19 protein-coding genes and 1 other annotated feature are annotated in these 19968 nt (G+C 41.8%); of the genes, 7 read left to right on the forward strand and 12 right to left on the reverse strand.

Features of this window, described 5'->3' with window-relative positions; all coding sequences use genetic code 11:
• Nucleotides 1-105 precede the first annotated feature (105 nt).
• Nucleotides 106-1050, forward strand: a complete 945-nt coding sequence (locus I6758_RS10185; RefSeq protein ID WP_196605153.1) for a LysR family transcriptional regulator — start codon at nt 106-108, stop codon at nt 1048-1050.
• 151 nt (nt 1051-1201) lie between these two features.
• On the opposite strand, the gene I6758_RS10190 is transcribed toward I6758_RS10185, so the two are convergent.
• The 7 genes from I6758_RS10190 to trpE form a co-directional block, all read right to left on the reverse strand.
• The gene (locus I6758_RS10190; protein ID WP_196605154.1) at nt 1202-2659 is read right to left on the reverse strand and encodes an HAD family hydrolase; all 1458 of its coding nucleotides are present in this window, start codon (nt 2657-2659) and stop codon (nt 1202-1204) included.
• A gap of 207 nt (nt 2660-2866) precedes the next feature.
• Nucleotides 2867-3649, reverse strand: a complete 783-nt coding sequence (gene trpA / locus I6758_RS10195) for a tryptophan synthase subunit alpha (RefSeq protein WP_196605155.1) — start codon at nt 3647-3649, stop codon at nt 2867-2869.
• Nucleotides 3642-4829, reverse strand: coding sequence for a tryptophan synthase subunit beta (gene trpB, locus I6758_RS10200; protein ID WP_196605156.1), 1188 nt, complete (start codon nt 4827-4829; stop codon nt 3642-3644). The genes trpA and trpB overlap by 8 nt, the downstream gene beginning before the upstream one ends.
• Complete coding sequence (trpCF, locus tag I6758_RS10205) at nt 4826-6223, reverse strand: bifunctional indole-3-glycerol-phosphate synthase TrpC/phosphoribosylanthranilate isomerase TrpF (protein WP_196605157.1); 1398 nt, start codon at nt 6221-6223, stop codon at nt 4826-4828. Before trpCF ends, trpB begins: the two co-directional genes overlap by 4 nt.
• A 5-nt stretch (nt 6224-6228) precedes the next feature.
• Nucleotides 6229-7239 (reverse strand): anthranilate phosphoribosyltransferase, encoded by a 1011-nt coding sequence (gene trpD / locus I6758_RS10210; RefSeq protein WP_196605158.1) that lies wholly within the window; start codon nt 7237-7239, stop codon nt 6229-6231.
• A complete protein-coding gene (locus I6758_RS10215) occupies nt 7236-7817 on the reverse strand; it encodes an anthranilate synthase component II (protein WP_196605159.1) in 582 nt (193 codons plus the stop codon). The genes trpD and I6758_RS10215 overlap by 4 nt, the downstream gene beginning before the upstream one ends.
• Nucleotides 7817-9289 carry an anthranilate synthase component I gene (gene trpE, locus I6758_RS10220; RefSeq protein ID WP_196605160.1) on the reverse strand — a complete coding sequence of 491 codons (1473 nt, stop codon included), beginning with the start codon at nt 9287-9289 and terminating at the stop codon, nt 7817-7819. The genes I6758_RS10215 and trpE overlap by 1 nt, the downstream gene beginning before the upstream one ends.
• A 66-nt stretch (nt 9290-9355) precedes the next feature.
• Nucleotides 9356-9613: a binding site (T-box leader), on the reverse strand.
• Between the two features lie 383 nt (nt 9614-9996).
• Here trpE and I6758_RS10225 point away from each other — a divergent pair.
• From I6758_RS10225 to I6758_RS10240, 3 genes are read left to right on the forward strand one after another with little or no spacing between them, the layout of a single operon-like run.
• Entirely contained in the window at nt 9997-10308 is a 312-nt protein-coding gene (locus tag I6758_RS10225; protein ID WP_196605241.1) for an ArsR/SmtB family transcription factor, read from the forward strand.
• A gap of 22 nt (nt 10309-10330) precedes the next feature.
• Nucleotides 10331-11194 carry a C40 family peptidase gene (locus I6758_RS14920; RefSeq protein WP_231038625.1) on the forward strand — a complete coding sequence of 288 codons (864 nt, stop codon included), beginning with the start codon at nt 10331-10333 and terminating at the stop codon, nt 11192-11194.
• A gap of 38 nt (nt 11195-11232) precedes the next feature.
• Nucleotides 11233-11673, forward strand: a complete 441-nt coding sequence (locus I6758_RS10240) for a GNAT family N-acetyltransferase (RefSeq protein ID WP_196605161.1) — start codon at nt 11233-11235, stop codon at nt 11671-11673.
• Nucleotides 11674-11757: 84 nt separating this feature from the next.
• Here the strand turns inward: I6758_RS10240 and I6758_RS10245 are convergent, their stop codons facing one another.
• Nucleotides 11758-12642, reverse strand: a complete 885-nt coding sequence (locus I6758_RS10245; RefSeq protein ID WP_196605162.1) for a LysR family transcriptional regulator — start codon at nt 12640-12642, stop codon at nt 11758-11760.
• A gap of 132 nt (nt 12643-12774) precedes the next feature.
• On the opposite strand from I6758_RS10245, the gene I6758_RS10250 reads away from it, so the two are divergent.
• Both I6758_RS10250 and I6758_RS10255 read left to right on the forward strand, forming a co-directional pair.
• Nucleotides 12775-13986 carry an MFS transporter gene (locus I6758_RS10250; RefSeq protein WP_196605163.1) on the forward strand — a complete coding sequence of 404 codons (1212 nt, stop codon included), beginning with the start codon at nt 12775-12777 and terminating at the stop codon, nt 13984-13986.
• A 139-nt stretch (nt 13987-14125) separates the two neighbouring features.
• Nucleotides 14126-14674 (forward strand): flavin reductase family protein, encoded by a 549-nt coding sequence (locus tag I6758_RS10255; RefSeq protein WP_196605164.1) that lies wholly within the window; start codon nt 14126-14128, stop codon nt 14672-14674.
• A 71-nt stretch (nt 14675-14745) separates the two neighbouring features.
• On the opposite strand, the gene I6758_RS10260 is transcribed toward I6758_RS10255, so the two are convergent.
• Together I6758_RS10260 and I6758_RS10265 are read right to left on the reverse strand one after the other, a co-directional pair.
• Nucleotides 14746-15531 carry an enoyl-CoA hydratase/isomerase family protein gene (locus I6758_RS10260; protein WP_196605165.1) on the reverse strand — a complete coding sequence of 262 codons (786 nt, stop codon included), beginning with the start codon at nt 15529-15531 and terminating at the stop codon, nt 14746-14748.
• Between the two features lie 237 nt (nt 15532-15768).
• Nucleotides 15769-16125, reverse strand: a complete 357-nt coding sequence (locus I6758_RS10265) for a winged helix-turn-helix transcriptional regulator (RefSeq protein ID WP_196605166.1) — start codon at nt 16123-16125, stop codon at nt 15769-15771.
• Nucleotides 16126-16357: 232 nt separating this feature from the next.
• Here I6758_RS10265 and I6758_RS10270 point away from each other — a divergent pair, with 232 nt between their 5' ends.
• Nucleotides 16358-17131: an NAD(P)H-dependent oxidoreductase gene (locus tag I6758_RS10270; protein ID WP_196605167.1), complete on the forward strand. Its 774-nt coding sequence runs from the start codon at nt 16358-16360 to the stop codon at nt 17129-17131.
• Between the two features lie 123 nt (nt 17132-17254).
• On the opposite strand, the gene hydF is transcribed toward I6758_RS10270, so the two are convergent.
• The gene (gene hydF / locus I6758_RS10275; RefSeq protein WP_196605168.1) at nt 17255-18466 is read right to left on the reverse strand and encodes a [FeFe] hydrogenase H-cluster maturation GTPase HydF; all 1212 of its coding nucleotides are present in this window, start codon (nt 18464-18466) and stop codon (nt 17255-17257) included.
• Between the two features lie 42 nt (nt 18467-18508).
• On the reverse strand, nt 18509-19927 hold the full coding sequence (gene hydG / locus I6758_RS10280) for a [FeFe] hydrogenase H-cluster radical SAM maturase HydG (protein WP_196605169.1): 1419 nt from the start codon (nt 19925-19927) through the stop codon (nt 18509-18511).
• Nucleotides 19928-19968: the final 41 nt, after the last annotated feature.

The following is a 19968-nucleotide window of genomic DNA, read 5'->3' on the forward strand; positions in this document are numbered from 1 at the left end:
ATAAATATTTCTATGAAATTATTGTAGATTATAATATAATATAAGTAAAATACTTGTTTTATTATGATTATCATAGTATAAAGCCTATGGAGGTCGCTTATATTTATGGAATATAGACAATTACGTTATGTCCTAAAAATAGCTGAAGAAAAAAACATTTCATTGGCGGCAAAAAAACTCTATATATCACAACCATCTTTAAGTCAATTATTATTGACTGTAGAAAAAAAAATTGGTGCTCCTATATTTGACAGAAGTGTAACTCCTTTAAAGTTAACTTATATCGGTGAATTATATGTAAATACAGCACGGCAGATTCTTGACTCAAGTGAACAATTCTACCAACAGGTAGATGACGTTATGCATTTAAATCAAGGACATATTACAATAGGATGCTCTCCATTTCGCAGTACATATTTATTAGCTAAATTTATCCCTTATTTTCAGAAAAAATATCCTGCTATTACCTTGGAATTATGTGAAGATACGACTTTACGGCTGGAAGAACTTGCCCTAAATGGAGAAACAGATATATCAATTTCTCTTTTGCCAATTAACAAAAAAAATTTTTCTTATGAGGAACTATTTAAGGAAAGACTCCTCTTAGCCATTCCGCCGTATCACCCTATCTGTCGTGAATATAATCTATCTCCCGGTATTTTCTCAAAACCGCCAATAATTAATTTATCAAAATTAAAAAACACTCCTTTCATTCTGATGGAACAGGGTCAAAAATTGCATTGCACATTACTTGAATTATGCCGTCAAGCTGGTTTTTCTCCTCAGATCAAACTGGAAACACAAAGCATGGATGCTGCACAGGCGCTTGCTGGAGCAGGTATCGGCGTCACACTTTTACCTCACACATTAATCCAATCTGTGCAGCCTAAGTTGGCACCTTGCTATACATCGCTTATCGAAAAACCATCCCGCATAGCTATTGTCATTTGGCGTAAAAATCGTTATTTATCCAGGGCTGCACAAAAATTCATTTGTTTGCTAAAGAATTTTTGCGCTCAATCCACTAAAGAAAAAGAGTCCTCTACTTGAGCAATATTCAATGCCACATCTCCTTATGGGCAAAACAAAAAACTGTCTCACTTAATCAAAATATGTAAACAGTTCTTTCGAAAAAAATACTCCCGGACTAAAAAAGTCAGGGAGTATTTCCATGCTTATTCAAATTTCCAATCCGCTTCTCTCAGCGCGTCTTATATCCTTTATAGTCCTTCAATTTGGTGTTTTTCTGCAGAACTTCAGCAATACTTGCACCGTTATTTAACTCGGTAACAGCTTTATCTGCTTTATCAGACAAAAATACTTTATCCTGTTTCCCCAGCAGCAAAGTTTGGTCATCAGGCCAAAGCCGCCCTGTGTTTTCGTTGCGTCCCTGCAGAACGAATTTCGTATCACCTGCCGCATTGGCCTGCTGCAATGTTATGTTATGGCTTTTTTGATATTCCGCTACAGCCGCACATAAAGCAGCGTCGTCCTTACGGCGGCGATTCATAATGAGTACAGCTTTAGTATCCTTGAATTCTGTACAAAAGTTGAAATCCCCCTGCGAATCCATTGCCGTAAAAATCGGACCTCTCCCATGATATAACGGCGCGATAACTTTTTCGATCGTCAGTGATTTGCCCACTCCCTGCGTCTGAGGATGTGCATTATAATCATAGGCATTGATATATTTACCATCACTGCCGAGCCGGTTAGTCATTGCCACGATGCCTTTTACCCCCGGTATATCAAAATACTTCACAGCGGCACGTATTACGTCAATTGCCGAGGCCGAATTGATCCAGACATCCATACCGTTTTGAGCCAAGGCTTTATATAGCTCCTTGATTTCCGGTGTAACGGTGATTCCCTGATTATATGACACGGTAATAACACCGGTATCACTTTTTCTGTCAGCCGGACTTGTATATTTCCCTTTTGACCATGTTTGTGCTTTGGCCGGATCACCATAATAGCTGTCACAGGCATAAGCAAGATTATAAACCTGCCCCGGCGTCATACCTGTAAACCAGTATGTCACCCACGGATAAGAGACCGATGTGTCCATCGTTTCTGATATAGCATCATATAACCAACGCATTTTAGTGACAAATTCCTGATATTCAAAACTCTGTTTGATCTGTCCGGACTGTTCCCGTCCTTCAGCTGAAACCACTCCCGCCTTATAGAGAGAAGCATAAGCCCTGACCGCATCATTTATACCGGCTTGGATCGTCACAGGCCGACCGGAACCGTCATCAGCCCCATATGTCAAGGATAATTTTTCGATTGGTATGCCTGTTTCCAGTACTTCAGCCAATTTCTGAGGAGGAACGGCAAATGCCAGATGTTCAAGCTGCCAGATCATCAGCTGTTCTTCCACATCCAAAACCGATGTCGTATTATCAAAATCAAAAACGGCATAGGGACGCTCATGTTTATCATAGTTTGGTGAATATTTTCCGTAAGTCAGCAAAAAATCATTTAGTGTGCCTCTGACTTCCGGCGCCCAATTCTCACTTTGCAGCTGCGGTGTGCTGGCAGTTTCTGTTTCTGAAACTGCCGCAGCTCCTTCAGTAACTGGGGGGCTTACCAATACACAGATTACCGTCATTGCCAAAGCAACACCCAGCATACGGAAATTTTTTAAAAGCCTCATGGTTTAAAACTCCTTTTTCAGCATATTTATACTGTTATAATATAATTGTTAAAGTCATGTTTGATTATCAATATATTATTTTTTTATTATATTCTTCACATTGGAAGAACTTTTATCAACAACAAAAAGCCCTCTGAAATCAGAGAGCTTTTTGCCGGAATATCCAGTATGCAGCTGCAAACATATATACGTTATTTTTATCTGCTTTTATTCTGCCGCCCGCATAACCGCTTCTTTCATTTTTCTCACATATGCACCGACAGGTTCCGGTGCATTCCTGCCATGCTGCGCTATAATATTTACTATTGCACTGCCCACTATAGCTGCATCAGCTGTTTTTGCCGCTTTATATGCCTGTTCCGGAGTCGCTATGCCGAAACCGATGCCGACTGGAATCTTACTGTTTTGGCGGATAACTTTTACTATACCGGCAAGATCTGTCTTTATTTCGCTTCTCACACCTGTTACCCCCAATGAAGATACGAGATAAATAAAGCCCTGCGCTTCTTTTGCTATCATGCCTATACGCTGCAGAGAAGTAGGTGCTATCAATGACACCATTTCAACCCCCTCTTTATTTGCGTATGATATAAGTTCATCTTTTTCTTCAAAAGGGATATCAGGAATAATGATAGCATTTATGTCCGCTTCACGGCATTTGGCAAAAAATTTTTCTTTCCCGTAAACAAACAGCAGATTGGCATATGTCATAAAGGCCATCGGTATCTGTACTTTCTCTCGTACTTTTTTCACCATGGCAAAAATCTTATCAGTTGTCGTGCCGTTGGCAAGAGATCGCAGACTAGCCTGTTCTATGACAGGTCCTTCCGCAACCGGATCAGAAAAAGGTATGCCTATTTCTATCAGATCGGCACCATTTTCCGCCATCGAAATAATTATTTTTTCCGTGGTTTCCATATCAGGATCACCTGCGGTGATAAAGGCAATAAAGGCTTTTTTATTTTTGAATGCGTCCTGTACTTTAGTCATGTATATCTATCCCCCTGTAACGCGCTATTGCTGCCACATCCTTATCACCACGGCCTGACAGGCAGATAATCATCACTGCGTCTTTTTTCATTTTTGGCGCTATTTTTATAGCATGCGCCACTGCATGAGCGCTTTCTATGGCCGGTATTATACCTTCTACATGTGACAGGTACTCAAAGGCGTCTACCGCTTCATCATCCGTTACCGGCACATACTCCGCACGGCCCGTGTCATGCAGATATGCGTGTTCCGGTCCTATTCCCGGATAATCCAGGCCTGCCGAAATAGAATATACAGGTGCTATCTGCCCGTATTCATCCTGGCAGAAATAGGATTTCATGCCGTGGAATATTCCCTCCGTACCGGTAGTCAGCGTCGCTGCGTGCTTACCCGTCTCAATACCTCGCCCTGCCGCTTCACAGCCGATAAGACGCACACTCTTATCATTGATAAAATTATAGAACATGCCCATAGCGTTGCTGCCGCCGCCGACACACGCCATTACAACATCAGGCAGCCTGCCTTCCGTATCAAGGATCTGCTGTCTTGCTTCTTTACTTATAATACTCTGGAAGTCCCTGACAATTGTCGGAAAAGGATGAGGTCCCATTACCGACCCCAGTACATAATGTGTATCATCAATCCGTTTTGTCCATTCACGCATCGTTTCGTTGACTGCATCTTTCAGCGTTTGTGTCCCGCTTGTCACTGCGTGCACTTTCGCACCTAAAAGTTCCATACGATAAACATTGAGCCGCTGTCGATCGGTATCCTCCCTGCCCATAAAAATTTCGCATTCCATTCCCATAAAAGCCGCAGCTGTTGCCGTGGCAACACCGTGCTGTCCGGCTCCCGTTTCGGCAATGACGCGTGTCTTGCCCATTTTTTTTGCCAGCAGGATCTGCCCCAATGCATTATTTATTTTATGTGAGCCTGTATGATTGAGATCTTCACGTTTTATATATATCTTTGCACCGCCCAGATCTCTTGTCATACGATCGGCATAATATAAAAGAGAAGGCCTGCCTGCGTATGTTTTCAATAAATCGTCCAGTTCTTTTACAAATGCTTCATTGTTCTTATATTCATTATAAGTTTCTTCCAGTTCTATTACAGCATTCATCAGTGTTTCCGGTATATACTGTCCGCCGTGAATGCCAAATCTGCCTTTTTTACTCATTTCAATCTCCTTATGATCGACATTATTTCTTTTATTTTTACCGCATCTTTCACACCGTCTGTTTCCACACCGCTGTTGATATCTACGCCCCACGGAGCAGCCTGTCTTATTGCTCTGGCAATATTTTTACTGCTGAGACCGCCTGCCAGCATAAAGGGTCTGTCAACTCTTTCCAGAAGTGACCAATCAAAACTATGCCCGGTACCGCCTGCTTCAGTTCCCGAAAATGTATCAAAAAGCAGCAAATCAGCCGCTGAGTTTTGCCATTTATCTATATCACTGCTGTCCTTGACACGAACCGCCTTCCATACAGCACAGCCTGTTTCTTTTTTTATGCGGATGATATCCTCTTCCGTTTCATCACCGTGCAGCTGTATCACATCCAGCGCAAGCGAATGTGCCGCATTGATTATGGCCGCTGTTACTTCATTGACAAAAACACCTGCCGCATCTATTGAAGATGAAAGCGGCACTTTCATTTCATGGACACGCGACGAAGTGACCTGTCTTCTGCTTGGTGCAAAAATAAAGCCTATGTAATCCGGCTGGACCATATTTATCGCATCAATATCCTCCATACGGGAAACACCGCATATTTTCGTACGGGGTATCCTGACCGGCCCATACAGCTTCGTCAGTTCCTTCACTTTGTCTGCGCTGCGCATGAATGTCTCACCGATCAGCGCTCCCTGTACATTATTTTTCCGCAATCTTTCAATATTTTCTGCTGTTTTAATGCCGCTTTCCGATATGAATATAACATCTGCCGGCACCTCTTTGCGGAGGTTTATACTGTTGTTTATATCCACCGAAAAATCACGCAGATCGCGGTTATTGACCCCGATTATACGTGCTCCTGCGGCCAAAGCCTTTTTTATTTCGGCATCGTCATGTGCCTCTATAAGACACGAAATTCCCAGTTCATCAGCTATCTGCCGAAAACGAATCAGCTGTTCGGTTAAAAGCAGCGCGCAGATCAGTAAAACCGCTCCCGCACCCAGAATAGCCGCTTCATAAATCTGATATTCATCCACTGTAAAATCCTTGCGCAGTACCGGGATGTCCACAGCAGCGGCTATCTCGCGCAGGTATACGTCACTCCCCAGAAAAAACTCCGGCTCTGTCAATACAGAAATAGCCGCCGCACCCGCTTTTTCATAATCCCTGGCAATATCAAGATAAGGGAAATCTTCCGCAATAATGCCTTTTGACGGTGATGCCTTCTTCACCTCGCAAATAAAGGATATATCTTTTCCACGCAAAGCTTTTTCAAATAAGAACGGATTTTTGTTTTTTCTGCCATATGCCTCCTTCTTCACTTTTTCGAGCGATTTTTGCCGCTTGCGTTCTTCCACACGGATGCGTGTTTTTGCGGCAATTTTTTCCAGGATCATACTCGTCACACCTCGTTGGTTGTTTTTATAAATTCTTCCATCTTTTTATAAGCGTTTCCGCTGTCAATTGCATTTGCTGCTTTTTCCATGCCGTCTGCCAGATTTGCTGCCCTGCCCGCCAAATATAATGACATTCCCGCGTTTAAAAGCACGGCATCTCTTTTTGCGCCCGGAGCACCTGATAAAACCGTTTTCGTGATCTGCGCGTTCTCCATGCCCGCACCGCCGACCAGCTCACTGAGTGCAGCATATTCCATATCATAATTTTTAGGATCTATTTCATATTCATTGAATTTGCCGCCAGCAATTTCACACACAGTTGTTTTGCCGCACACTGTAATTTCATCAAGTCCGTCACCGTAGACCACGGCACCTCTTTGCACTCCCAGTTTTGCCAAAACTTTTGCCATAGGACGTATAAGCTCTTTGTCATAAACACCCATGAGCTGTATATTGGCTGCTGCCGGATTACCCAATGGTCCCAGTATATTAAAAATGGTTCTGACACCCAGCTCTTTTCGTACAGGCGCCGCATATTTCATGGATGCATGGTAAACGGGTGCATACATGAAGCACATACCTATATCATCCAGCATTTTTTTATTCTGCAGAGCGTCAAGCTCCAACCTGGCACCAAGCGATTCCAGACAATCGGCAGCCCCGCATTTGCTTGAGACACTGCGATTGCCATGCTTTGCCACAGTTACACCGGCGGCCGCGACAACAAAGGAAGCCGTGGTTGAAATATTGAAAGTATTCGCTTCATCACCGCCGGTGCCTACTATTTCCAAAACATCGTCACTCCGGTGTCCTACCTGTGTGCATTTTTCCCTCATGGCTGCGGCACAGGCTGCTATTTCGTCGACTGTTTCTCCCTTTAGACGAAGAGCTGTCAAAAAACCGCCTATCTGTGCATTTGTAGCTTTACCTTCCATTATTTCCAGCATGGCTGTATTAGCAGTTTTATAATCCAGATCATTTCCCTTTACTATTTGATGAATAGCTTCTTTTATCATTGTACCGCACCACCTGTCTGCAAAAAGTTCTGCAAAATACATTTTCCGCCAAATGTCAGAATAGATTCCGGATGAAACTGCACACCGTAAATAGGATAATCGCGATGCCTCATAGCCATTACTTCACCGTCATCAGTCTGTGCCGTCACTATCAGTTCATCGGTAATAGTATTCCTGTCAACCGCAAGCGAATGATATCTGGCCGCCTCAAATTTTTCCGGCATTCCCTTGAAAATGGGCATGTTGCCTGTTACTGTGATCATGCTTTTTTTACCGTGCATGATTTTCTTCGCATAACCGACTGTTGCCGAAAATACCTCACCGATAGCCTGATGTCCCAGACAGACACCTAATATGGGAATCTTACTGCCCAGTGTGCGCACGACATCCTTACAGATACCGGCATCCTCCGGTCTGCCCGGTCCAGGTGACAGAACGATTCGAGCCGGAGAAAGCGCTCTGATCTCTTCAACGGTCAATTCATCATTTCTGATTACTTTTATATCAGCGTCTATTTCACCCAAAAGCTGATAAAGATTGTAGGAAAAACTATCATAATTATCTATTAACAGCAGCATTATTCTCCGACCTCCTGTGTTCTTTCAATTGCCTCGATCATAGCTCTGGCCTTATTCTGCGACTCCATATATTCTGTCTGCGGCACACTGTCAAAAACGACGCCGCCGCCGGAACGGACATAGACCTTGTTATCATAGGCAACAGCCATTCGTATGCCTATGCATACATCCATGTTGCCGGTAAAATCTATATAACCGACCGCTCCCCCATAAATGCCGCGCATGCTTTTTTCCAATTCATGCAAAATCTGCACGGCCCTGACCTTAGGCGCCCCTGACAGCGTTCCCGCGGGCAGCGTGGCCTCTATGGCATCAAGTGCATCCTTATCCTTGCGTATTCTGCCGGTAACTGTCGATGTTATGTGCATAACATGAGAAAAGCGTTCTATCTTATGAAAATTTTTGACTTTTACGGTGCCGAATTCACTTATCTTGCCAAGATCATTTCGCCCTAGATCGACCAGCATATTGTGTTCTGCCAGCTCTTTTTCATCATGGCATAATTTTTCTTCCAATGCCGCATCCTCTGCCGCATTTTTCCCGCGCGGCATAGTACCTGCTATCGGAAAAGTAGAAAGTTCACCGTCTTTGAGTTTTACCAAAGTTTCCGGTGATGCTCCGGTCAGCTCTATCTGTCTGCCGCTCAAATAAAACATATATGGAGACGGATTGCTCGTGCGCAGCATACGGTAAGCATTGAGCAGACTTCCCGTAAATCCGGCTTCCTGTCGATTGGAAGGAACTGCCTGGAATATATCGCCCTCTTTTATATACACTTTTGTTTTTTCGACTAATTTTTCATATTCCTTTGCCGTCATTTCCCCGCTGAAGGGAGTAGTAAGTTTTCCCGGCTGCTCATTGCATGGTGCACCGTTACTGACGAGCATTGCTAAATTATCCAGCTCTTCCTGCGCTTTTTCGTAGTTCTTTTCTAAATCATCCGTCCGTATATTGGCGATCAAAAATATTTTCTGCTTCAGATTGTCAAAAGCGACGATCTTATCGAAAAGCATCAGATCCACATCATTAAGCTCTTGTTGTTTACCGGCAAAATTTAATTTTTTTTCACTGTATCGTATATATTCGTAAGAAAAATAACCTATTAATCCACCCGTCAGCGGCGGCAGAAAATCAAATCGCGGACTTTTGTACTGCTGCAGCAGAGTACGTAGTTCTTTAGAAGGATTTTCCGTATAAAATGACTTTTCACCATTTTTATCTTTGATCATCATTTTATGATCCTTGCATTTTATCTCTACCGACGGATCAAAACCCAGGAACGAATAACGGCCCCATTTCTCACCGCTTTCCACACTTTCCAGCAAAAAACAGCAATCACTGACATTTTTCATTGCTTTTAACACAGCTATAGGCGTTTTAATATCAGCGAAAAGCGTTCTGCTCACCGGCAGCACATCATAACTATCTGCCATTTTTTTCAATTCTGCCAGACCCGGTTTGTAGTTTATCATTTATTTATGCACCCCTTTATAGTAAATGGACAAAATAAAAATACCCGCCCTAAGACAAATTACTTTGTCAAGGACGAGTATATATTTTCAATTACTCGCGGTGCCACCTTGCTTGGAAAAAACTTTCCCTCTCAATGCAGGATACCAACATATCCCTCACAGATAACGCCTGTGCTGCGTCACAGAATACTCGGCAGAGACTGCTCTCTTCCTTTGACTGTGCCCTCTGCGGTCCATTTAATACCCTGCGTCCTGCCATCTCTCAGCAACGATGGCTCTCTGTAAGTGCACGATGTATTTTTATCTCCGCATCAATGGTTTCTTAAGGCAGATATTTAATTTGGTTTTATTCTACTATGAGGATGTAAAGTTGTCAAGAGTATATCAAAATTATTTGGTGAATTTTACAGATAAATAAACACTGCAGATAATCAGCGACGCCCCAAACAAAAAGCTGACAAAAATATGTTCACCCAATAATAACCATCCCAGTATTATTCTATAATCAATTTCTATGTCATACAGGCCCATCCCTGCGCTGATTTGCCAAACATCAAAATTAATATATTTGCTTTGTGCCTGCTTAAAATTCTGCTATACTATACTTAGTTAATAATTATTTTCCCGAACAACAAGGAGAACTTATGCCAAAAGAACCTGAAAGCAAAGACTGTGACATGTGTGAAATCTACCATGTTCATCAGGATATGATCAATAAATCAAAGCTGCATCTTTTAGACGAAAAAACAACGGGCCATCTGGCTGATACTTTTAAAATTCTTGGTGACCCTACTCGGATTAAAATACTTACCATCTTGTCAAATGATGAAATGTGTGTCTGCGATATAGCTGCAACATTGCAGATGGGACAATCAGCGATTTCGCATCAGCTGCGGCTTCTGCGCGGTGCCCGTCTGGTAAAATTCCGCCGTGAAGGCAAGGAAGCATGGTATTCGCTTGACGACAACCATGTTGTCATATTGCTGAAGCAGGGATTACAGCACATATTGCATGACTGAGAACAGAAAGGATTTTTCGGCCATGAATAAAATAATAAGAGGCATCATCCCTGCTGTATTCATTTTTTTTCTTTCACCTATTGGTACATTACATGCTGCACCGATCCTGAAGCTGCATTCAGAAGGCCATGATGTAACCGTGCTGCAACAGCTATTATTAAAGGGCAATTATACCGTCAGTGTAACCGGCATTTTTGACGAGTCCACACAAAAAACAGTCAAAGCCTTTCAAGCTGACAACAACTTACCGGATACCGGTATTGTCGACAGGAAAACATGGTGGCTGCTGACCGGAGAAAAAGACACCGGCAGACCAGCCTCTGTTTCTGCAGCAGCTCCGATTTCTCCCGTCGGCAATCATATTGCCGCCAAACCGCAGACGACTGCTTCCGTTTATGTGCCTCCTGTGCAAAAAAAGTCTGCCTCCGCAGGCACAAAAAAGCCACAGTCTGAAGCTGCGGCCATTGCTGCTATCCGCGCCCGAAGCGTTCCTGAAACACCTGTATTTCTTCCTTCCGGCAAAGTGGGTTCTATAATATCCACCGCAAAAAAATATATGGGAACACCATATATTTACGGCGGAGAAACACCGAAGGGCTTTGATTGTTCCGGGTATCTGCAGTACATCTTTAAGCAAAATAATATTATTATTCCGCGTACCGCCGATGAACAATATAAAATCGGCAAAAAAGTTCCTGTAAATCAATTGCAGCCGGGCGATCTGGTATTTTTTTCTACCGATCTCACAGATATCAGCCATTGCGGCATTTACCTGGGAAGCGGCCAATTTATCCATGCTTCCACCAGTAAAGGCGTTCGCATCGATCGTCTGGATAATGATTATTGGAAAAATTATTTCATAGGCGGCAAACATATCGTAAAATAAACGATAAATTAATATTTTTACTCGGGAGAAACTCTTATATGGAATTAGTTGTCAAACGTTTTGAAGAACTATCGACCTCGGAACTCTATGAAATATTGAAAGCTCGGTTTGCTGTGTTTGTCGTGGAACAGAAATGCTTATATCAAGATCTTGACGACAAAGATCTGCATGCCTATCATGTATTTTTACGCGATGAAAATACGGTACAAGCTTATCTGCGCGTGATAGATAGGGGATTTGCTTTTCCAGAAGTCACTATCGGCCGCGTTTTGACCATGAAAAGGAGATGCGGTTTAGGCAGTAAAATTGTTGCCAGCGGTATCCAAGTTGCAAAAGAGCGAATGAAAGCGGATAAAATAAAAATAGCAGCGCAATTATATGTGAAAACTTTATATGAAAAAGCTGGCTTCCAACAAACCTCTGATGAATTTCTCGAATGCGACATACCGCACATCCAGATGACTCTTACAATTATTTGATCATATACCTTTCCATATGAACACACAGCTGCCCACATTCACCAATGCTGTTGAAGATAAATTTCTGTCGGCGCCCAAAAACACTCACATCTTTTCACCATATTTATTCTGAATCACTTTTTGTGCATAGGCAATAAATTTTTTTGTTGCCGGCGACGCATTATGCAGGGAGGGCAGTGCTATTCCCAGTGTTATATAATATGGCGGATCAAGCGGCTTTATTGCCACATTGCCTGACCAATTGACTGACATCAGTTCCTTGTTCAGACTGATGCCCAGTCCCGCTGCGACCATTGAATAGGTTGTATAATTATCTATCGTCGTAAAACGTATATCAGGACGAAGTTTTTTTTCCCGCAGAAAACGTTCAATATCCGTGTTGCAGTCAGGCAATGTTTCTATAAACGGAGCGCCGTTAATTTCTTCTATAGGAAAAACAGATAAATCAGCCTTGGGATGATCCTGCGGCAGCCAAACGACAAGCCGATCTCGTTTTAACGGTATCCAGTCTCCTTCTACGGGATATTCGCTGAAAAAACAGCAATCGATCCGATGTTCTTCAAACCAATGCAGCAGGTCACTGTTTGCCCCCTCCATTGTATGCACTTTAATGCCAGGGTAGTCAGACTGAAAGGCTTTGATTATTTCCGGCAGCCAGCACGCAGCGATGCTATAAAATGTGCCAATTGTCAGATTTCCAACATCAAGCCCGCGAATCTGTGCTCCCAGCTGTTCTGTTTGTTCATGAAAATGCACCAGCTTACGCAGAAGGGGCAGCATTTGCGCTCCATCCTTCGTAATTTTTACTCCTTTGTGACTTCTCATAAGAATTGCGAAGCCTATTTCTTTTTCCAAAGCATTTATTATTCGGGTCACCCCTGACGGCGTATACCCCAAGATCGTTGCCGCAGCAGAAAAACTCCCTGCATCGACTGCTGTCAGCAGAACTTTGCATTTAATTATGTCCATCGCCATTCTCCTTCTATGACATTTACTCACAATGCATGTGCAAATTTGTTTCTTCCCGCATATTAATTTGTATTGTATACTATTTATTATTAAAAAAAAAGTATCTGTTCATATTGAAAGGATTGCATAATAGTGTCTTCTAATTTCATCCAAAAAGGCGACAAGGAATATTGGTCAACAATTATTGCCTTATTCTTTGGCAGCTTTGTAACTTTTGCTCTGCTTTATTGTTATCAACCGCTTATTCCTATTTTTTCTTCAGAATATTCTATTTCTCCGTCTACCGCGAGTCTTTCCATCTCGACGGCTACTGCCAGTCTTGCTGTGGCAATGCTTCTTACACCTTCGCTGTCGGATAAATTTGGCAGAAAAACAATAATGAGCATTTCTCTTATCGGCTCTACGATTTTAACGGGAATTGTTGCCTGCACGGATAATTTTTCAGCGATACTTCCACTGCGCATTCTTCAGGGAATATTTTTAGCAGGCTATCCGGCTATTGCGATGACATATATACAGGAAGAATTTCATCCTTCCATTACGGCAATTGTAATGGGTATTTTTGTCAGTGGCAATTCAATAGGCGGTCTTCTCGGCAGAATTATCATCAGTACCATTTCTGATTTTTTTTCCTGGCATGCGGCTATTGCTGTATTAAGTATTTTAAGTCTCCTAATAAGTATCTGGTTTTTCAGGAATCTTCCCGTTTCTCGAAACTTCACCAGGCGTACTCTTGAAATTCATGACATCGTCCGTCAATTTTCTGCAAATCTAAAGGTCGGCAATCTTCTTTGTATATATATGATTGGTTTTCTTATTATGGGAAGCTTTGTGGCATTATACAATTATGTCGAATATCCGCTGATAAATCCACCTTATTCACTGAGCCAGACTATTGTCGGCTTCATTTTTGTTATCTATCTTGTCGGTACATTCAGTTCAACACTGATGGGGCGTCTGGCAAATAACCGGGGAGCTTTCAAGATGCTGGATATTTCTTTATGTTTCATGCTTGCCGGCGTTTTGCTCACTCTTTTTATGCCTCTTTGGCTCAAAATACTCGGTATTGCGCTTTTTACCTTCGGTTTTTTCGGCAGTCATTCTATAGCCAGCAGTATGGTTGTAAAATTAAGTCCCACCGGGAAAGCGCAGTCCTCTGCATTATATCTGCTGTTTTATTATGTAGGTTCCAGTATTATCGGTGCATTGGGCGGTAAATTCCTTATCTGGCAGGGCTGGATCGGTGTAGTGCTGCTTTTGAGCTGCGCAATAATACTGGCATTATTCTTATCCAATGCTCTTTTATGGAAAAAGCACGTATCATTGCAAAAGGCTCATGCTTAAATACACAAAATTTAATTTATCATTTACAAAAAATACATTGTAACCTGACAATAATAATATTATCATGAAGACAGTTTCCCTAAACAATATGGCATGCGAATTCATTGATATTATTTTACCGACAGGAGGACAATTTATAATGGCTATGAAATCGTATCCGCTTGAAAAAGCATTTACCTTTATCGAACCCGGTCCTGTGCTCTTAGTGACCACTTACAACGAATCCCGTTATAACATTATGGCTATAACCTGGCATATGGTTCTTGATTTCACACCAAAAATAGCCGTGGCAACCGGACCTTGGAACTATTCCTTCAATGCGCTTCTCAAAAACAGGGAATGTGTTCTTGCCGTCCCTACCATAGAATTAGCCGAAAAAACAGTTCATATAGGTGATTGTTCCGGTAAAACCATAGACAAATTTCAGCAATTTGGTCTTACTGCTTTACCTGCTGAAAAGATCAAAGCACCCCTTATAGGTGAATGCCTTGCCTGTATCGAATGTAAAGTAACTGATTATCTGGAATCACAAAATTTCTTTGTGCTGCAGGGCATCAATGCCTGGTATGATGAAGAGCACAAAGAAATTCGTAAATTTCACGCCAACGGAGACGGAACATTTGTCACTGACGGACCGACACTTGACCTGCGAAATCTAATGGAAGATAAACTTCCTGCCGGTGTCTAGAGATCTTTATAGAAAAATAAAATTGGCAGCTGCATAAACAAATGCAGCTGCCGATTTTATTCTATACTTAATTATCGACCCTTAAATACCGGTTTTCTTTTTTCTCTGAACGCAGCTGTACCTTCCCTAAAATCCTCCGTCTGCATACAAACAGTTTGCTGAGCATTTTCACCTTCAAGTACATCATCAAGCGTCATCCCTCCGCTGCGATTAAGCATAGATTTTGTAATTGACAGCGCCAGCGGAGAACCTTCTGCCAAATCACGTGCGAATTGACAAACAAATTCCTGCAACTTTTCTTTTTCTATAATTTGATTCACAATTCCCAGATGCAGCGCTTCCTTTGCTTCGATAAGTTTACCTGTAAACATCAATTCTTTTGCTTTATATATGCCCACAGCCCGCGGTAAAAGATAAAGACCGCCGCAATCAGGTATAAGTCCCACCTTTGCAAAGCTTTGTCCAAAGCGTGCTGAGTCAGCGCAAAAAACAATATCACAGGCTAAAGCCAGATTAAAACCAGCACCCGCAGCCACTCCGTTTACCATCGCAACAACTGGTTTTTCCATTGTCATTATTTCCCTGACAATATCTCCTACCGATTTTATAAACTCTCTCGCTTCAGCAGGTCCGAGAGACGAAAGATAATTGAGATCACCACCTGCCGAAAATGCTTTTCCGGCACCTGTGATAACAACTGCTCTTATAGAACTATCATTGGCTATTTTCTTGAGGATACTGTAAAACATCTTCACCAATTCATCATTAAAAGCATTCATTACCCTTGGTCTATTCAAGATAATCACTGCAATGTTTTCTTTTATTTCCAAAATCACGGTGTCATTTTGCTCCGGCAATACATATCACTCCTCTATTTTTCTATTTCTACCTGCTCGAAACTGTATAATCATCAATTTAACAATCAAATGATGATTATACATAAATTTTTTTAAAACAAATGACTTCAATAAATTTTACCATAAACCATATTTAATATCTAACGGAACTGTTGCACTAAACATTTTTTCTATCAATAATTGATTCACAAGCTGTCTATTTGATCTAAACTATCCAAGCAGCAAGAGTAAAGATTTTTATTTTTGTTCTTTTCCTAACAATTCTATATCTTCTCCTTGCTGTTGCCGTATTTTAATATTATCTCTGCCCCATGAACACATAATATCAATGATTTTATTTGCCGTAACCCCGTATTCAGTCATATAATACTCAACTTTCGGCGGCATTTCGCTGTATTCATGGCGTCCCACAACACCATCTCTTTCAAGTTCACGGAGCTGCTGTACAAGAACTTTTTGGGAAATTCCGGGGATAAGACGCTGCAGCTCCCCTGTTCTTTTTGTACCGGACATCAATAAGCATATAATTAGCGCTTTCCATTTTCCGCCGAGTATTTCAAGGGTTGCCTCAATACCCAAACGATATTTTTTCATAAAATTACCTCTTTATTTCTGGTTAGTCCACCAAATTCAGCTGACACACTTATTATTGCACATTTTTCTGTTGATTTCAGTACATACCTGCAAGTAAGTATTCAGTGACTTTATTGTGTGTATTTACAAAGATCGGCCTGTGCCTGATAATAAATGTATTAAATATATATAAAAACAATCAGCTTTTATTTAAGTATTGTCTGCAAAATGCAAATGAGGAATGAGGTAAATTATGAAAAAAAATATACTAATCGTTTTTGCACATCCGGAACCAACATCGTTAACATGTCAATTGGTTAATGTATCAAAACAAACATTTCAGAATCGTGGAGACAATGTTATGATATCCGATCTCTATAATATGAAATGGAAGGCAGTTTTTGATAAAGATGATTTTCCCGGCAGAGTTCTTTCCGAACGCTTATCCTTCATTGACGAATCAAGGCATGCCTTTCTGACAAATCAACAGACAACCGATGTTACAGCAGAGCAAAAAAAACTCCTTTGTGCAGATGCCGTTATATTTCATTTTCCTCTTTGGTGGTTTAGTATGCCGGCAATTTTAAAGGGGTGGATAGATCGGGTATTCGCTTACGGTTTGGCTTACGGTTATAAAGATGCGGGAAATCGTTTCCGATATGGTGAAGGCGGTTTCAAAGGAAAACGGGCTATATTATCAGTATGTGCAGGCGGGTCAGAAAAGGATTATTCACCGCGCGGTATCAATGGACCGTTGAATCAACTCCTGTTCCCGATCACGCACGGAATGCTTTTTTTCTCGGGTATGGATGTATTGCCAACCTATGCGGTCTATGGAACGGTTCGGCTCACTCAGACTGATGTAGTGTCAGCTGAATCGGCCTGGCAGTCACGTCTTGAGCATCTCTTTGAAGAGACACCTATTGCTTTCCGCCAGCAAAATGACGGAGATTATCCGGACCATCATGTACTCGCAGATCATATTGCTGTCGGTAAGACCGGACTGTCCGCTCATATAAAAGAATAAATAATACACCGTCAAAAAATGGGCAGCTGCATTTTATTTGTGCAGCCGCCCATTTTTGTTTTCAGGTACATAATCTCTTCCGCTCCGGCAATACATATCACTCCTCTATTTTCTTATCTCTGCTTAAAAATCGGTATAATGCTCATCAATGTCGGCAAACACCTGCACCGAACGTTTTAATATGCCGTTCATATACGCTATGGCCGTTCCATAATTGGTCATCGGCACCTTCTGCTTTTTGGCGCAAGCTAATCTGTACTGCATTTCCTTTTCATTGAGCATGCACCCGCCGCAATGGATGATCAATTTATATTTTTCTAAGTTGTCGGGGAACTGTGTTCCGCTGGAAAATACAAACTTTGGTTCCGTTTTAGTATAATCTTTTATCCAGCGGGGCAGTTTTACCGTACCTATATCATCACATTGCCGATGATGTGTACAGCCTTCAGCGACCAATACTTCATCGCCGTCCTTCAAAAAATCAAAAGTTTTTACAGCCTTCATCTGTGAAAGAAGATTCCCCTTATAACGTGAAAATAATATGGAAAAAGATGTCAGCAATATATCCTTCGGTGTTTGTTTATTCACATTTTCAAAGGCCTGACTGTCTGTGATCACCAATTTAGGTTTCACGTTGAGTTCTGAAATTGTTTTCGCCAGCTTATCATCCTGTGTTATTACCGCAGTGGCCCCTACATCAAGTATTTCCCGTATGGTCTGCTGCTGCGGTAAAATAAGCCGCCCCTTCGGTGCTGCCTTATCAATGGGTATCACCAGAATGACTGTATCATCCGAGGATACTATATCTTTAAGCAAGGTTTTTTCATCTTCGTTTTTTACAAGATGGGCCAAACGTTCCTTAAGTTCAAATATCCCCTTGTTTTCCTTTGCACTGATGAATACTATATGCTCATTGTCTGTATTTACTGGCGGAACAGTACCTTTATCTATTTTATTGTACGCAACGACATAAGGAATTTTTTGCTCTTTGAACAGTTTCAACATATCATGATCAGCAGAGGTCATGTTTTTCGCCGCATCAACAATAAGCACGGCAATATCTGTCTTACGCAGCACCTGTTTGGTTTTTTCAATACGCAGCTGTCCCAATGTGCCCTCATCATCTATTCCCGGTGTATCAATAATTGTCACCGGTCCCAGCGGTAAAAGTTCCATAGCCTTATACACCGGATCTGTCGTTGTACCTTTGATATCAGAAACAATGGCTATATTCTGCCCTGTAACGGCATTCATAACACTTGATTTGCCGGCATTTCTTACGCCAAAGAAGGCTATATGCGTACGATTCGCCGAAGGTGTGGCATTCAAATCCATAAAAGCTCTCCTTCACTTTTTTATCTGTATATAAAAGCTCACTTAAAAACGAAAATCTCTCGCTCCGTCTTCAATAAGCGCGAGTTCCTCGCGAACTTTATTAACTACGTTCTCCCGAGTGATATGCGCTATTTGCTTGTCTATTACTTTAAGCCCAAGCGCCTTTGTGTCATTCCCTGCATAATCACACAAATACTCCTTGAGCGTCAGCAGTGCGTTCGGCAGACAACAGTTCGATATCTGACCGCTTTTGCACAAACTCATAAAGCGGTCACCTACACGTCCGGCACGATAGCAGGCTGTGCAGAAGCTCGGTACAAAACCACGTTCCATCAGCCAGTCAACCACTTCATCAAGACTTCTGTTATCGCTGACATCGAACTGTTTGGAATTATCCTCTTCTGCTTCTTCTTCCGCATAACCGCCGACGCTTGTCCTCGAACCGCCGCTGATCTGTGATATACCGAGTTCCAATACTTTTTCGCGACATTTTCTGCTTTCACGTGTAGAAACTATCATGCCTGTATAAGGCACAGCCACTCGTATACACGCTACTATTTTAGCAAAAACATCATCGGATATGCCATTATCAAAGGTCTCCGGATCAATATCTTCAGCCCGCCTTATGCGTGGAACACTTATTGTATGCGGTCCCACACCGAAACGTGCCTCCAAATGCTCCGCATGCATTAAAAGGCCGGCAAATTCATACTTATATGTAGACAGTCCAAACAGCACGCCGCAGCCTACATCGTCTATACCGCCCAGCATCGCTCTGTCCATAGCTTCTGTATGATAATCGTAATTATGTTTTGGGCCTGTCGGATGAAGTTTCCCGTAATTTTCTTTATGATACGTTTCCTGAAAAAGAATATAAGTTCCTATCTGTGCTTTTTTGAGCATTCTGTACTCTTCCAGCGTAGTCGCCGCAATATTGACATTCACACGTCGTATGGCACCATTCTTATGCTTTATATTATATATAGTATGGATACTATCCAGTATATACTCAATGGGATTATTCACAGGATCTTCGCCGCATTCTATGGCAAGACGTTTATGTCCCATATCCTGCAAGGCTATTACTTCTGTCTTTATATCCTCCTGCGTCAATTTACGTCGGCATATATGTTTATTTTTTGCATGATAAGGGCAATATACACAACCGTTCACGCAATAATTGGACAGATACAAAGGTGCAAACAAAACTATCCTGTCCCCGTAGAAGTCCTCTTTTATCTTTTTTGCCAATTTGAAAATCTGCTCGTTCAACTCCGGTATATCGCATGCTAAAAGCACGGAAGCTTCACGATGCGACAGTCCTTTGTTCTTTTGCGCTTTTTCTAAAATTTCTTCAAGCATCACCCGGTTATGTTTATTTTTCTCCGCATAGCCGAGAGTTTCCATAACTTCCTCATGGTTTATAAAATCATCTGCATGTTCTGACTTGGCCTCATACACAAAATCGTCTTCTTTCTAAAACAGCTTCTTCATAAATTATT

Origin of the sequence: Pectinatus haikarae (assembly GCF_015732185.1) — a bacterium.
Lineage (GTDB): Bacteria > Bacillota > Negativicutes > Selenomonadales > Selenomonadaceae > Pectinatus > Pectinatus haikarae.

Excerpts from the sequence above, each read along its gene's own strand:
- I6758_RS10225 (WP_196605241.1), top strand. The coding sequence starts at position 9,997 with ATGATCAATAAATCAAAGCTGCATCTTTTAGACGAAAAAACAACGGGC.
- trpD (WP_196605158.1), bottom strand. The coding sequence starts at position 7,239 with ATGATAAAAGAAGCTATTCATCAAATAGTAAAGGGAAATGATCTGGAT.
- trpA (WP_196605155.1), bottom strand. The coding sequence starts at position 3,649 with ATGACTAAAGTACAGGACGCATTCAAAAATAAAAAAGCCTTTATTGCC.
- I6758_RS10215 (WP_196605159.1), bottom strand. The coding sequence starts at position 7,817 with ATGCTGCTGTTAATAGATAATTATGATAGTTTTTCCTACAATCTTTAT.
- trpB (WP_196605156.1), bottom strand. The coding sequence starts at position 4,829 with ATGAGTAAAAAAGGCAGATTTGGCATTCACGGCGGACAGTATATACCG.
- I6758_RS10240 (WP_196605161.1), top strand. The coding sequence starts at position 11,233 with ATGGAATTAGTTGTCAAACGTTTTGAAGAACTATCGACCTCGGAACTC.
- I6758_RS14920 (WP_231038625.1), top strand. The coding sequence starts at position 10,331 with ATGAATAAAATAATAAGAGGCATCATCCCTGCTGTATTCATTTTTTTT.
- I6758_RS10255 (WP_196605164.1), top strand. The coding sequence starts at position 14,126 with ATGGCTATGAAATCGTATCCGCTTGAAAAAGCATTTACCTTTATCGAA.
- trpCF (WP_196605157.1), bottom strand. The coding sequence starts at position 6,223 with ATGATCCTGGAAAAAATTGCCGCAAAAACACGCATCCGTGTGGAAGAA.
- I6758_RS10270 (WP_196605167.1), top strand. The coding sequence starts at position 16,358 with ATGAAAAAAAATATACTAATCGTTTTTGCACATCCGGAACCAACATCG.
- I6758_RS10185 (WP_196605153.1), top strand. The coding sequence starts at position 106 with ATGGAATATAGACAATTACGTTATGTCCTAAAAATAGCTGAAGAAAAA.
- hydF (WP_196605168.1), bottom strand. The coding sequence starts at position 18,466 with ATGGATTTGAATGCCACACCTTCGGCGAATCGTACGCATATAGCCTTC.
- I6758_RS10245 (WP_196605162.1), bottom strand. The coding sequence starts at position 12,642 with ATGGACATAATTAAATGCAAAGTTCTGCTGACAGCAGTCGATGCAGGG.
- I6758_RS10265 (WP_196605166.1), bottom strand. The coding sequence starts at position 16,125 with ATGAAAAAATATCGTTTGGGTATTGAGGCAACCCTTGAAATACTCGGC.
- I6758_RS10190 (WP_196605154.1), bottom strand. The coding sequence starts at position 2,659 with ATGAGGCTTTTAAAAAATTTCCGTATGCTGGGTGTTGCTTTGGCAATG.
- trpE (WP_196605160.1), bottom strand. The coding sequence starts at position 9,289 with ATGATAAACTACAAACCGGGTCTGGCAGAATTGAAAAAAATGGCAGAT.